This is a genomic window from Streptomyces sp. NPDC043738 (assembly GCF_056436545.1).
This window is the reverse complement of the sequence record NZ_JBWKCJ010000001.1, coordinates 255,477-269,466: the sequence shown is the minus strand read 5'-3', so window position 1 is coordinate 269,466 and position 13,990 is coordinate 255,477. Positions and strand designations below refer to the sequence as shown.

The 13,990-nt window shown below is 73.4% G+C and carries 6 protein-coding genes and 2 pseudogenes; 4 read left to right on the top strand and 4 right to left on the bottom strand.

The annotated features are described in order from the left end of the window. Nucleotides 1-110 precede the first annotated feature (110 nt). From AC0680_RS01195 to AC0680_RS01185, 3 genes are all read left to right on the top strand, one after another. Nucleotides 111-980: an SCO6745 family protein gene (locus AC0680_RS01195; RefSeq protein WP_478623837.1), complete on the top strand. Its 870-nt coding sequence runs from the start codon at nucleotides 111-113 to the stop codon at nucleotides 978-980. Between the two features lie 139 nt (nucleotides 981-1,119). Continuing rightward, nucleotides 1,120-3,549: a Tex family protein gene (locus tag AC0680_RS01190; RefSeq protein WP_478623835.1), complete on the top strand. Its 2,430-nt coding sequence runs from the start codon at nucleotides 1,120-1,122 to the stop codon at nucleotides 3,547-3,549. Between the two features lie 520 nt (nucleotides 3,550-4,069). Continuing rightward, nucleotides 4,070-5,272 carry a Cmx/CmrA family chloramphenicol efflux MFS transporter gene (locus AC0680_RS01185; protein WP_478623832.1) on the top strand — a complete coding sequence of 401 codons (1,203 nt, stop codon included), beginning with the start codon at nucleotides 4,070-4,072 and terminating at the stop codon, nucleotides 5,270-5,272. Here AC0680_RS01185 and AC0680_RS01180 read toward each other — a convergent pair. Next, nucleotides 5,217-7,292 carry an FUSC family protein gene (locus AC0680_RS01180; protein WP_478623830.1) on the bottom strand — a complete coding sequence of 692 codons (2,076 nt, stop codon included), beginning with the start codon at nucleotides 7,290-7,292 and terminating at the stop codon, nucleotides 5,217-5,219. The genes AC0680_RS01185 and AC0680_RS01180 overlap by 56 nt on opposite strands. Before the next feature lie 213 nt (nucleotides 7,293-7,505). Between AC0680_RS01180 and AC0680_RS01175 the strand changes: the two are divergent. Then, nucleotides 7,506-8,490 (top strand): annotated as a pseudogene (locus AC0680_RS01175) (FAD-dependent oxidoreductase). A gap of 150 nt (nucleotides 8,491-8,640) precedes the next feature. On the opposite strand, the gene AC0680_RS01170 reads toward AC0680_RS01175, so the two are convergent. The 3 genes and pseudogenes from AC0680_RS01170 to AC0680_RS01160 all read right to left on the bottom strand — a co-directional run bounded on the left by AC0680_RS01170 (nucleotide 8,641) and on the right by AC0680_RS01160 (nucleotide 13,770). Next, nucleotides 8,641-10,320 carry a BCCT family transporter gene (locus AC0680_RS01170; protein WP_478624456.1) on the bottom strand — a complete coding sequence of 560 codons (1,680 nt, stop codon included), beginning with the start codon at nucleotides 10,318-10,320 and terminating at the stop codon, nucleotides 8,641-8,643. Between the two features lie 79 nt (nucleotides 10,321-10,399). Further along, the gene (locus AC0680_RS01165) at nucleotides 10,400-11,746 is read right to left on the bottom strand and encodes a M14 family metallopeptidase (RefSeq protein ID WP_478623827.1); all 1,347 of its coding nucleotides are present in this window, start codon (nucleotides 11,744-11,746) and stop codon (nucleotides 10,400-10,402) included. Between the two features lie 86 nt (nucleotides 11,747-11,832). Next, a pseudogene (locus AC0680_RS01160) lies at nucleotides 11,833-13,770 on the bottom strand (Xaa-Pro dipeptidyl-peptidase). Nucleotides 13,771-13,990 lie beyond the last annotated feature (220 nt).

Below are 13,990 nucleotides of genomic sequence, written 5' to 3'. Positions count from 1 at the left end.
CAATGACGGATAACCCACCTTTTCTGCCATGCCGGGTAGGGCGCGGGCGTCCGGCCGGTTCCCGTCGCCCTGCCACCGAGGCCATACCGACGGGTCGGTACCCTGCCCCCATGACCTCTTCCAGCGCACTGCCCGCACAGGCCGGCCGGGCCTGTCACAACGTCGTCAACCCCTTCCACTCCACGCACTACTTCGCGCCGGAGCTCCCGGCCGAGATGGCCCGGATCGGCATCGAGCACCGCAGCGCCGGCTACTTCGCCTGCCGGTCCGCGGCCATGGGCGCGGTGGGCCCCGGCACGGTCACGGCCACCTTCTACAACTTCAACCACGACCTCGTCGCCCAGCACGTCCCGCACGTCTGGTCGGTCGCCGCGCCCGAGGCCGTGCTGGCCGCCCGGCTGCGCGCCGCGGACGCCACGCTGCGCCGGCTCCTGGGCGACGAGGCGGTCGAGTCGCCGGAGATGGCCGAGGCGGCGAAGCTGGCGCTGCGCGCCACCGAGGGCTGCACCCGCCACGCCCGGCCCCTGTACGCCGCGCACGCCGACCTGCCCGTACCGGACGCCCCGCACCTGGCCTACTGGCACGCCGCGACACTGCTGCGCGAACACCGCGGCGACGGCCACCTGCTGGCGCTGCTGGACGCCGAACTGGACGGCCTGGAGGCCCTGGTCAGTCACACCGCCACCGGCCGCGGGATGAGCCACCGCGGTGTCATGGCGACCCGCGGCTGGGAGGAGGAGGACTGGCAGGCCGCACAGGAGCGGCTGCGCACCCGCGGGCTGCTGGACGCCGAGGGCGAGTTGACCGAGGCCGGCGTCCAGCTGCGCAAGGACCTGGAGGTCCGCACCGACCGGCTGGACCGGGCTCCGTACGAGCACCTGGGCGCCGAGGGCGTGGCCAGGCTCACCGAGCTGGCGACCGGCTTCACCACCGCCGCCGTGAACGCCGGCGCGTTCCCCGCAGTGCTGTTCGGCAAGTAGGCCCCGCGGGAGGTCCCCGCCGGGGTGTGGGTGCGGCTTCTCACACCCCGGCGCGCACGGCTGGGCGGCGCGACAGCCCCGCCCGCGACCCGGCACAATGCAGGCTCAAGCAAGCGCTGGAAGGCGGGGCAGGATCAACGTGACGGCAGCCACTGAGCCCATCGGGGCCCTCGGGTCCATCGAAGCCAGGATCGCCGGGGAGCTCGGCGTCAAGGAGCGGCAGGTGAAGGCCGCGGTCGAACTGCTCGACGGTGGTTCGACCGTCCCGTTCATCGCGCGCTACCGCAAGGAAGCCACCGAGATGCTCGACGACGCGCAGCTGCGCTCGCTCGAGGAGCGGCTGCGCTACCTGCGCGAGCTGGAGGAGCGCCGGAGCGCGATCCTGGAATCCGTACGGTCGCAGGGCAAGCTGGACGCCGCCCTGGAGGCGCAGATCCGCGGCGCCGAGTCCAAGGCCCGGCTGGAGGACATCTACCTCCCGTTCAAGCCCAAGCGGCGCACCAAGGCGCAGATCGCACGGGAGGCGGGCCTGGAGCCGCTCGCCGACGGGCTGCTGAGCGACCCTTCGGTGGAGCCGGCCGCGGCCGCCGCGGCGTTCGTGGACGCCGACAAGGGGGTCGCCGATCCGGCGGCCGCCCTGGAGGGCGCGCGAGCCATCCTGACCGAGCGGTTCAGCGAGGACGCGGATCTGATCGGCGAGCTGCGCGAGCGGATGTGGGCGCGCGGGCGGGTCGCGGCGAAGGTGCGGGAGGGCAAGGAGGAGGCCGGCGCGAAGTTCGCCGACTACTTCGACTTCGCCGAGCCGTTCACCGAGCTGCCCTCGCACCGGGTGCTGGCGATGTTCCGCGGCGAGAAGGAGGAGATCCTCGATCTCACGCTGGAGCCGGAGGCCCCGTCGGAGGCCACCGAGGGTCCCAGCTCCTACGAGCAGTCCATCGCGCACCGCTTCGGCATCGCCGACCGGGGTCGCCCGGCCGACAAGTGGCTCAAGGACACCGTCCGTTGGGCCTGGCGCACCCGCGTCCAGGTGCACCTGGGGATCGATCTGCGGCTGCGGCTGCGGCAGGCCGCCGAGGACGAGGCGGTGCGGGTCTTCGCGTCGAACCTGCGCGATCTGCTGCTGGCGGCGCCCGCCGGGACGCGCGCCACGATGGGCCTGGACCCCGGCTTCCGTACGGGCGTGAAGGTCGCGGTGGTGGACGCGACGGGCAAGGTGGCCGCCACGGACACCATCTACCCCCATGTGCCGCAGCAGAAGTGGGACGCCTCGCTGGCCACGCTGGCGAAGCTGGCGCGGGAGCACGGCGTCGAGCTGATCGCGATCGGCAACGGCACCGCCTCCCGCGAGACCGACAAGCTGGCGGCCGATCTGATCGCCGCCCAGCCGGAGCTGAAGCTGACGAAGGTGATGGTCTCCGAGGCCGGCGCCTCGGTGTACTCCGCCTCCGCGTTCGCCTCGCAGGAGCTGCCGGACCTGGACGTGTCGCTGCGGGGCGCGGTGTCCATCGCCCGCCGGCTGCAGGACCCGCTGGCCGAGCTGGTCAAGATCGACCCGAAGTCGATCGGTGTCGGCCAGTACCAGCACGATCTGTCCGAGGTGAAGCTGTCGCGCTCCCTGGACGCCGTGGTCGAGGACTGTGTGAACGGCGTCGGTGTCGATGTCAACACCGCGTCCGCGCCGCTGCTTTCGCGGGTCTCGGGCATCAGCTCCGGCCTCGCCGAGAACATCGTCACGCATCGGGACGGCAACGGCCCGTTCCGCTCCCGCAAGGCCCTCAAGGACGTGGCACGGCTCGGCCCGAAGGCGTACGAGCAGTGCGCGGGCTTCCTGCGGATCCGGGGCGGCGACGACCCGCTGGACGCCTCCAGCGTGCACCCCGAGGCGTACCCGGTGGTGCGCCGGATGGTGACCGCGGCGGCCACCGAGGTCGGCGCGCTGATCGGCAACACGTCGGTGCTGCGCACGCTGAGGCCCGCGGACTTCGTCGACGACTCCTTCGGTCTGCCGACGGTGACCGACATCCTGACGGAACTGGAGAAGCCGGGCCGCGACCCGCGACCGGTCTTCAAGACCGCGACCTTCAAGGAGGGCGTGGAGAAGATCGGCGATCTGCAGCCGGGAATGCTCCTGGAGGGCGTGGTGACCAATGTCGCCGCCTTCGGGGCGTTCGTGGACATCGGCGTCCATCAGGACGGTCTGGTCCACGTCTCGGCGATGTCGAAGAACTTCGTCAAGGACCCCCGGGACGTGGTGAAGCCGGGCGACATCGTGCGCGTCAAGGTGCTCGACGTCGACATTCCGCGCAAGCGGATCTCGCTGACCCTGCGGCTGGACGACGAGCCCGGCAAGGGCGCCTCGGCGGGCGGCGAGAAGCGCCGCGGCGGCGCGGGCGGCGGGCGCGGACCGCGCGAGGGCGGCGGCCGGGACGGTGCGCCGCGGCAGCGGCAGGGTGGCGGCCAGCGCGGCGGGGACCGCCGTGGCGGCCGCGACGCGGGACCGGCCAACGACGCGATGGCGGACGCCCTGCGGCGGGCCGGGCTCCTGGGCAAGGAGCGGGGCGGGCGCTGAGGCCTCCGCCCCTGAAGCAGCGTTCCCCGAACGCCTGCTGACGTCACGTCACATTCACGGCCGTCAGTCCGAACAGCCGCCTGTTGGTGGCTGATCGGGCTGACGGCCGCGCCGTTGGTGGATCGGACGGACCGGGCGGGGCCGTGCCCCAATCGCGTGGACGGGGTGCGCGTGGGCCCGCTATTCTGCGCCCATGTCCAGCCCCGAGGCGTCAAGACGCTAGCCACCGGTCGTCCGGTGGCTCTTCGCGTTGCCCGGCCATAGGGAGTGCCCACGCCGCACGGCGTGTCCGCCACGTCCCGCCCGGCCCGCGCCGCCTCGTCGCGCGCTCATCTCCACGGCTGCGCTCCTCCGCCATCGGATCGCCGTAGTACGGACCGTCTTCCGACCTGACGCGGGCTCTCCCCTGCATGCGGCCCCAACTCGGCTGCCAGGTCGTCTTCCTGCGCGGTAGCCGCATGCGTCCTGCGCGCGCCTGCCGCCGCACCGTATCGATCCTCTGTGGTTGCGGAGTGTTGCTGTGCCCTGCTTTCTCTATCTGCTCGCACTGGCCGTCTTTGCCCAAGGCACGTCCGAGTTCATGCTGTCCGGTCTCCTCCCCGGCATCGCCGCGGATCTTGCTGTCTCGCTCTCGGCCGCGGGCGCGCTGACCTCGGCCTTCGCCGTGGGAATGATCGTCGGCGCGCCGCTGATGGCGCTGCTGAGCCTGCGCTGGCCGCGCCGCCGCGCGCTGCTGGCCTTCCTGATCACGTTCCTGCTGGTCCACGTCCTCGGCGCGGTCACCACGAGCTACGGGGTGCTGCTGGCCACACGGTTCGTCGCGGCACTGGCCAACGCCGGGTTCCTGGCGGTGGCGCTGGCCACCGCGACGGCCGCGGTGCCCCCGGATGCCAAGGGCCGCGCCACGTCCGTCCTGCTCGGCGGCACCACCATGGCCTGTGTCGCGGGCGTACCGGCCGGTGCGTTCCTCGGCGGGCTGTGGGGCTGGCGCTCGGCGTTCTGGGCGGTGGCCCTGGTGTCGGTGCCGGCCGTGGTCGCGATCGTCCGGTCGGTACCGGCCGGGGAGGACGGCGAATCCGCCCGGGAGCACGGCGTGCCGGCCACCCGCCGTACGGAGCTCCGCGCGCTGCGCACCCCGCGGCTGCTGGTGACCCTGCTGCTGGGCGCGCTGGTGAACGGCGCGACCTTCTGCGCCTTCACCTACCTCGCGCCGCTGGTCACCGGCGTCGCCGGCATCGCACCCGGCTGGGTGCCGGCCGTGCTCGCGCTCTTCGGACTGGGCTCCTTCGCCGGCGTCACCCTCGGCGGACGGATGGCCGACGCCCGCCCCGTTCGGCTCCTGGTGACGGGCGGGGCGGCCCTGTTCCTGGGGTGGGTCCTCCTGGCGCTGACGGCGGGGAGCCCGGCCGCGGCCGTCGTGCTCGTCCTCGTCCAGGGAGCCCTCTCGTTCGCCGTCGGCTCCACCCTGATCTCGCAGGCGCTCTACGCGGCGACCGGGGCGCCGACCCTGGCCGGCGGGTTCGCCACGGCCGCGTTGAACGTGGGCGCGGCGATCGGCCCCTGGCTGGGCGGTGTTGCCCTCGCCGCCGGGCTCGGCTACCGGGCGCCGGTGTGGGTCAGCGCGCTGCTGGTGGCGTCCGCCCTGGTGGCGGGCGGGGTGGCCGGGCTCAGCCCGCGCCCGCGTAACCGCGCATGCGTTCCAGCTCCGCCGCGACGTCCGTGAGCGTGGCGCAGTCCGGAACGGGACGCAGATCGGGATCCGCCACGGCGGTGTCAGGACGGCGGAGCGGATCCTCCAGGGCGTCGGCCATCGCGGACAGCGCCCGGCACAGCCGCTCGGACTCCTGACTGTCGGGGCGGTGGGCGCCGTGGTCGAGGCGTACGGCGCAGGCGGTGGCCGCGTCCACGACGCGTTCGGCCGCGGTGACCACGGTCAGCCAGTCGGGGTTGCGGTCGCGGGCGGCGAGGAGTTCGGCCGCGGCGGTCTCCGCCGCGGCCCTGGCCTCCGCCAGCGCCCGGTAGGCGGCCCGGCGCAGCGCCAGCCGCCGGGTGGGGTCGGCTCCCGGCTCCGACTCCAGTACGTGCCGCAGGAACCGCTCGGTGGCGCGCAGCGCCGAGGTGACGCGCTGGCCGACCCTGCGGCGCGGGTCGGCCAGCTGGGGCAGATGCCCGACGATCAGGACGATGGCGCAGGCGATGGAGGTGTCGACGATCCGCTCGGCGGCGGGGAGCGCGGTCAGGTGCGGGTACGCCTGGCCGAAGGCGGTGGGCGCTGCCCCGCCGACGTCCACGAACGACAGCACCATGAGGGTGATCGCCACGGTCTGCAGCGCGAAGTGCCGGGTGGCGAACGGCAGCAGCGCACCGCCCGCACCGGCGACCAGCGCCGGCCACCACGCCCCGGTGAGCAGCAGCCCCGCCCCGGCGAAGACCAGCACCCCGGCCACGGTCCCGGCGAAGCGGTTGACCGTACGGGAGAACAGCGGCCCGAGGTCCGGCTTGACGAGGAAGGTGGCGGTCACCGGGAGCCAGTACCAGTGGTCGGCGCGCAGCAGCAGGGCGACCGAGGCGCTCGCGGCGATGCAGACGGCGACCCGGAGGCCGTAGTGCCGCCCGGCGGGGCCGAGCAGGCTGCGCCCGCGCCGGGTCCACCGCTCCGCGAGGGCGCCCAGCATGCGGCGGACCGCCTGTACGGGCGGCACCGCCCCGGTCGGACGTCCGGACGGGGGCGGCGCCGGCTCCGTCGCCGCGTCCGCCTCCGACTCCGGTTCAGGCCGGGGCGACGGCTCGCGGCGGGCGAACACCACCGCCGCGTCCAACAGCGCCTGGTCGAAGGCGCCGCGGGCGGCCGTGCTGGTCTCGGGGGCGGACAGCCGGCCCGGTGGCCGCCCGGTGCGCAGCGCCCCGGCGAACCGGCGGGGGCTCTCGGCGACCCGGGACGGCAGCGGGCGGGCCTCCCACAGCAGCGCGACGCTGGCCTCGCACAGCGCGGTGGCCGCGGCGAACCGCTCGGTCAGCAGCAGCTCTTCGGTGCGCGCGGGGCGGCGCAGCAGCCGGCTGGTCAGCCGGCGCAGCCGCAGGGCCTCGTCGGCGCGGTCCAGGGCCGCGGTGAGCCGGCGCCTGGCGGGCTCGGCACCGGGTCCGCCGGCCGCGCCCAGCGCGTCGGCGAGCGCCTCGAAGACCGTGGCGACCGCCGCCCGCTCACCGCTGAGCGCGCCGCCCGCGGGACGCGGTGAGCGCAGTACCAGGCGCAGCGCAAGCAGCCACAGGCAGCCGGCGAGGACGTAGAGGGCCTTGGTCCAGGGCGCTCCGGGCAGCGGCATTCCGGCACCGAGGATGGTGGTGGCCAGCATCTGCATACCGGCGTTGGAGCGCACCGGCCCCGCCACGCTGCCCGCGCCGGAGACGAAGCCGACCGCGAACAGCGCCGGAACGATCCACCAGCCCGCACCGGCCGCCTGCAGCGAGGCGCCGATGAGCATGCCGAGTGCCGAGGCGAGGGCCGGCAGTCCGATGTGGACGATGCCGGTACGGCGGGTGCCGGGGCGGTCGTTGACTCCGGCCAGCATCGAGCCGAGGCCGGCCAGCACGCCGGGCGCCGGATGGCCGGTCGCGATACCCGCTCCGAGCAGCGGCCCCGCGCACAGCGCACCGCGGGCGACGGCGGCCCAGGGCACGGGCAGCCGCTGCCAGCGGAACGGATGCGCCAACCAGGCGGGCACGGCGCGCGGCGCGCGGAGCATGGGCCTCCTCAGACGACGGCGTACGGACGGACGGCAAGCGGAATCCGAGGGGCGACATCGGCCGACGGTGTGGGTACCAGCCTAAGGTCCGGGTTTGTCCGTGCCACGTCCGGTGGGTTACCGCAAGATCAAGAACGGCGGGCGGGCAGGCGGCCGGATTCGCCCCGGCGCTCCCCGTGGGCACGTTCCGCCGGCCCCGCCTACCATCCCGCCATGACGCTCAACACGGATGACGTATGGGTGATCGGCGCGGGCGTGATCGGGCTGACGTCGGCGGTCGCGCTGGCGGAGGACGGGCACCGGGTGCGGGTGGCGAGCCGGGAGACGGTGGCCGCCACGACGTCGGCGGTGGCCGGCGGGCTGTGCTGGCCGTATCGCATCCGGCCCTACGAGCGCGCGGTGCGGTGGTCCGTCAGGTCCTTCGAGGTGCTGGCGGAGCTGGCGGGCAGGCCGCAGGAGACCGGTGCCCGGATGGTGACGGGCACGATGGCGGGCGCCTCGACGGACCCGCGCGCCGCCGACGACGGCCTCGCCGCCTGGTACGACGCCGTGCCCGGGCTGCGGCACGCGGTCGCGGACGAGCTTCCGGAGGGGTGCGCGTCGGGGTGGCGGGCCCGTACGCCGGCTCGTCGACATGCCGGCCCATCTGCGCTATCTGGAGCGGAGGTTGGCCGCGGCGGGCGGGGTCGTCGTACGGCGCGAGCTGCGGTCCGTGGACGAGGCCGGCCGGGCGGCGGCCGTGGTCGTCAACTGCTCGGGGCTGGGCGCGCGGAGCCTGGTGGCGGATCGCGAAGTGCACCCGGTACAGGGGCAGTTGGTGATCGTGGAGAACCCGGGTGTGCGGGAGTGGTTCGTGGCCGCGGACCAGGGAGCAGCGGAGACCGCTTATGCGCTGCCGCAGCCGTACGGGCTGGTGCTGGGCGGTACGGCATGGGAGGACGCCTGGTCGCGGGAGCCCGATCCGGAGGTGGCCGACGCGATCGTGGCGCGCTGCGCGCGGTACGTCCCGGAGGTGGCGCGGGCCCGGGTCCTGGCCCACAAGGTGGGGCTGCGCCCGGCCCGGCCGTCCGTGCGCCTGGAGGCGGAGCGGCTGCCCGGCGGAGCGCTGTGCGTGCACAACTACGGCCACGGCGGTGCGGGCGTGACCGTGGCGTGGGGCTGCGCGGACGAGGTGGTGCGGCTGGTGCGGGACGCCTGAGGCGGCCCGGATGCCCGCGGCGGGGGCCGGACGGCCTGCGGCCCGTCCGCGGCGCGCGGCCCGAAACCGCAAGCCCGGAGGTCCGTGGAGGGCCGGCGGCATCGGCCACCGGCCCTCCACGGAAAGCCCACGGGCTCGCCCGACGGAGCTTTAGTCGCCTTCCTTCACCTCGATGGTGGCGCCGCTCGTGCCGGCGCCGGGCCGGATCTGGAACTCGAAGTCCCCGTCGTACCGTTCATGTCCTGCGATGACGGCCATCTCGACGGCCTCCTCGCCCTTCTGGCCCCGCACGATCAGCGGATCGCTGCGCAGATCCCGCATCAGCGCCCAGCACATGACGATCATCACGAGCAGGAACGGCACCGCGACCAGGATCGTGAGGTTCTGCAGTCCGGTCAGCGCGTCGCCCGAACCACCGCCGATGAGCAGCATGATCGCGGCCACCGCGCCGGTCACCACGCCCCAGAACACCACCACGAGCCGGCTCGGTTCGAAGGTTCCCCGCTGCGAGAGGGTGCCCATGACGATGGAGGCGGCGTCGGCGCCGGAGACGAAGAAGATGCCGACCAGGATCATCACGAGGAGGCTGGTGAGCGTGGCGAGCGGGTACTGGTGCAGCACGTCGAAGAGCTGCCCCTCGGGAGTGCTCGACCCGCTGAGCTGCTTGGAGTCCTGCAGCTTCATGGCCGAGCCGCCGAACACCGCGAACCACAGCAGGCTGACCACGCTCGGCACGAGGATGACCCCGCCGATGAACTGACGGATCGTCCGGCCGCGGCTGATCCGGGCGATGAACATGCCCACGAAGGGCGTCCAGGAGATCCACCACGCCCAGTAGAACACCGTCCAGCTGCGCAGCCAGCCGCCCACGTCGCTGCCGCTGCTGGCCTCCGTACGGCCGGCCAGCTGCGGCAGCTCGCCGATGAACGAGCTGATGGAGGTCGGCACCAGGTTGAGGATGAGGATGGTCGGTCCGACCACGAAGACGAAGACCGCCAGGATCAGCGCCAGCACCATGTTGATGTTGGACAGCATCTGGACGCCCTTGGCGATGCCGGATACCGCGGACAGGATGAAGGCGATGGTCAGCACGGTGATGACGCCGACCAGCAAGGTGGTGCTGACGCTGTCCATCCAGCCGAGCACCTTGATGCCGCTGCCGATCTGCAGCGCGCCGAGCCCGAGCGAGGCCGCGGAGCCGAAGAGGGTGGCGAAGATGGCCAGGATGTCGATGACCCGGCCACCCCAGCCGCTCGCCCGCCGCTCACCGATCAGTGGGCTGAACACCGCGCTCATCGTCTGCCGCCTCCCCCGCCGGAAGCAGCTGTACGCGATGGCCAGACCCACGACGGCGTAGATGGCCCATGGATGCAGCGTCCAGTGGAACAGCGTGGTGGCCATCGCCGTGTCCATCGCCTGGGCGGCGTCCTTGGGATCGGTGCCCGGTGGTGGAGTGGTGAAGTGGCCCAGCGGCTCACTGACGCCGTAGAACATCAGGCCGATGCCCATGCCGGCGCTGAACATCATCGCGATCCACGACACCGTGCGGAATTCGGGCTCCTCGCCCTCCTTGCCGAGGGTGATCCGGCCGTACTTGCTGACGGCCAGCCAGATCGCGAAGATCACGAAGCCGGAGGCGGAGAGCACGAAGGCCCAGCCGCCGTTGTCGATCACCCAGTTCAGCATCGTGGTCGACACGTTCTTGAGCGATGCGGTGGAGGTCGCTCCCCAGGCGATGAACGCCAGGGTGAGCAGTGAGGTCACACCGAAGACCACACGGTCGGTGTGTGGGCGCCCGGTCCGCAGCGGGTCGTCGGGGAGGTCCGCCACCGATGACGCGCCACCCCCGTCTCCCGTCCCCTTGTCTGCGTTCGACACGTAGTCAACCTTTCAATAGCCCATATTTTCCTTACCCGTTACCCCCTACCACACCTCGGCAGACGTCCAGGGGCGTCGCGACCGTAAGGTGATAATCGGCCCGCCGGTCCAGCAGCAGCGGGACGAGTCCGCGCAGCGACTGGCGCAGCGGGACGACCGCGCCGCCGTCCCGGCCCCGCCGGTAGGCCACGCCGTGCAGGTCCAGCTCGTCCTTGATCCCGGCGAACTGGGCGGCGTCCAGGCGGTAGGCGCAGGGCGGGTCGGACAGGATCTTGTCGTCGGGGGCGGGTTCGTTGTCCGCGCCGCCGAGGTAGACCGGGCCGTGGTCGGCGTATCCGGCGAGCCGGGCCGCGGCGGTGGCCGCCTCGACGCGGGCTCGGTGCTGGTCGGCGAAGGTGAACAGGCCCTTCAGCGCGGCCCGTTGGGAGGCGACCCGGCGTCGGTTGTTGAGCGCGGGGTCGGCCTTCTCGGCGTCCGTGAGGGGGTCCACACGGGTCTCGACGAGCAGCCCGACCGATCCCTTCACACCGGCGGTGTTGCGCAGAATGCGCTCCTGGCCGTCACCCGCGACCTGCTGGACGGGGTCGCCGGTCTCCGGGTCGGTCCAGATGCCGTAGACGCCGGTGCTGAATCCGGCCCTGCGGACGGCGGGCCCGAGGAAGTCGGTGAAGAGCGAGCTGGCTTCGCGGTGCACCGCGTCCGAAGTGTTGAGGTTGCGCGGCCACAGCGACAGCACGTCCTTCATGTAGTACGGGACGGTGGGGCCGTACTCGTGCAGGTCGTAGATGGTGTCGGGGCGGTGGTCGCGGATGACCGCGGCCATCGCCCGGCCCTCGGCGGTGCGCAGGGCGAGGTGGTCTCGGTTGATGTCCACCCCCTCGGAGTTGCCTCGGGTGTCGGCGGCCCGGCCGTCGGGGTTGGCGGTCGGTACGACCAGCACGGTGGTGCGCTCCAGGAAGCGCCGGGTCGCCCGGTCCTCGGCGTAGGCGAGGTCGCGGACGGTGGCCAGGCAGGCCTCGCGGCCGGAGGGCTCGTCGCCGTGCTGGGAGCAGATCAGCAGGACGGAGTTGCCGCGCCGCACCTCCGCCGGGCCCCCGGGGGCCGGGGCGCCGATGCGTACCAGCTGCAGCGGGCGGCCCTGCCGGGTGCTGCCGATCCGCTCGATCCGTACGCGCGCGGTGGCGCGGTCGACGGTGGCGAGGAACTCCTGCTCCTCGTGCTGACTGGTCCAGCGGGCGCCATGGCTGGTTTCGAATCCCGTACGGGGCGTCCGGGGTCCGGTCGCACCGGCGGGCGAGGCCGACAGGGCGGCGCTGAGCGCGGCGGTCAGAGCGAGGGCCAGGGGCCCGAGGGCCAGGCGGCGGGAGCGGAGTATCACGAGGAGGTGCCTCCCTTGGTGGAGCGGTGTGGGGGTGGGGGTGCGGTGGGGGTCGGGCCGGGCCGCCCGCTGCGGGGCGGTCCCGGTCATCCGGCGTTCGGCAGCCGGCTGATCGAGTGCGGCGGGGCGATCCCGTCATGCGGCCCCGCGCCGTCCGTCTGCCGGGGCGCGCCCCCGGTGGCCCGTGCGAAGGCCGGGGCGCCGCCGGTCAGCGGCAGTTCGGCGAAGGTGCGGGCCATGTCGAGGGCGAGCCGCGGCCGGGAGGAGGGCGGGTCGATCAGGCCGGCGTCGGTCCCGGCCACGATCAGCGCGAGCCGGTGTCCGGCGGGCACGATGTGGTCACTGGCGGCCAGGTCCAGGGTGATGGTGTAGGGCTTGCCGGGGGTGAGCGGGCGGCCCTTGTGCGGGTCGGCGTAGTTGCCGAGGTCGGCCCAGCCGCGGCTGAAGACCGTGTGGGCGACCTGCCGGGTGTCGGCGGCGGTCTCCTTGAAGCAGCCGGTGTCGCCCTTGGTCCCCTCGCCCCAGCAGGTGCGCCGGTCGAGGGTGGTGATGCCCTCGCCCTCGTCCGCGTAGTCGCGGATGGTGTCGGGGCCGAGGTCCACCAGGACGGCGGAGAGGTGGGCGGTCGTGGTGCTGGGCGTGGCGGTGACGGTCACCGTGCCGGAGCCGGACAGCCGCAGCGGTGCGCGCAGCGGCCCGGTGGTGAACCCGGCCTTGGCCGCCGTGGGTTGGTCGATGTGGGCGGCCCAGTCGGCCTCGCTCAGCCGCGGGTCGTCGGTGAAGGTCTCGGTCGTGCCCGGCGGGGCCTGCTCGGTGCCGAGGACGCCGACGCCGGGGGCGCTGCCGCCGCGCGGCCACACCCTGGTGGCGGAGGTGCCGGGGGCCGGCCACCGCGGGTCGGTGGTCCAGCTGCCCGGGGAGCGTTCGACATCGGCCATCGGGGCGCGGTCGATGCCGTTGTCGTAGCCCATCAAATAGTGGTCGAATCAGTGGTGCAGGGTCTTGACCCAGTCCGCGCGCCGGAAGTCGAAGGGGTCGACGTGCCCGGTCTGGGAGAGCCAGATCTTGCGCTCGACGCCGTGCCGGGCGAGCGCGTCCCACCACTGGCCGACGTTGCGGGTACGGACGTTGAGGTCCTGCATGCCGTGGACCAGGAAGACGCTGGCCCGGACCTTGCTCGCGCCCCGGACGTAGTCCCGTTCGGTCCACAGACCGGTCCAGTCGCCACTGCGCGGCGCGCCCTCGACGAGCTTGCGCTGTACGGCGGCGCAGCCTCTTTGCGCGTCGGGGCTCTCGACCAGGTGCGCGAGGCCGTCCGGGCCCGAGTCGTAGAGCGGGGCGCCCTTGGCGAAGTAGTAGTCGTACCAGGAGGAGATGCCGGCGATCGGGACGATGGTCTTGAGGCCCTTGACGCCGGTGGCCGCGACGCCGCTGGCGATGGTGGCGTCCCAGCTCTTGCCGATCATGCCGGTGCTGCCGTTGGACCAGTCGGCCGTGACGGGTCTGCCTCCGCTGCGGGCGGTGTAGGCGCGGCCCCGGCCGCCCAGCCAGTCGACGACGGCCCTGGCCGACTGGATGTCGTGGCGGCCGCCCACGTCGACGCAGCCGTCCGACCGGTTGGTGCCCGCCAGGTCGACCAGGACCGTCGCATAGCCGCGCGGCACGAAGTAGTTGTCGTAGTAGAGCGGGAACTGGACCGGCCGGCCCTGCTCGTCGTAGGTCTTCTTCTGGCTCTCGTTGCCGCGTCCGCAGCAGGAGTAGTACGGACTGGCATCCATGATCACCGGGACCCGGCGGCCCTGCCGGGCGGGCTCGGAGGGCCGCACGATGTCGACGGCGACGCGGTCGGTGCGCCCGTCCTCGTCGCCGTCGAGCCCGGTGTCGACCCAGACCGATGCGCGTATCGCGCGGTCGTAGGAGTACACGGGACTGCTCTCGCCGGGCGCCGCCTGCGCGGTGGCCGGCCCGATCAGGGCGGACAGCAGGGCGACGACGGCCGCCAGCACGAGCGCTGTGAAGGGCATGCGGGGGAACCGCGCAGGATTCGTCACGGGCGGACGGTAGCGCGGCTCAACTCGCCGGCGTAAGAGCACGGGTGACCGCGGCCGCGTGGTCAGTGACGGATGTGGGGCCGGTGGCGCGAAGGACCACCGGGGCAGATGGTGGTTCATGTCGGTCATGTGTCAGATCGGGCCATGTACATGACTCCGGCCCGGAGGACTGCATAAGGTCTGAAGCGAGCCA

What these genes read in the sequence shown, in the direction of transcription:
- AC0680_RS01180 (WP_478623830.1), bottom strand. Translation starts at nt 7,292, where the DNA reads ATGCTCCGCGCGCCGCGCGCCGTGCCCGCCTGGTTGGCGCATCCGTTC.
- AC0680_RS01195 (WP_478623837.1), top strand. Translation starts at nt 111, where the DNA reads ATGACCTCTTCCAGCGCACTGCCCGCACAGGCCGGCCGGGCCTGTCAC.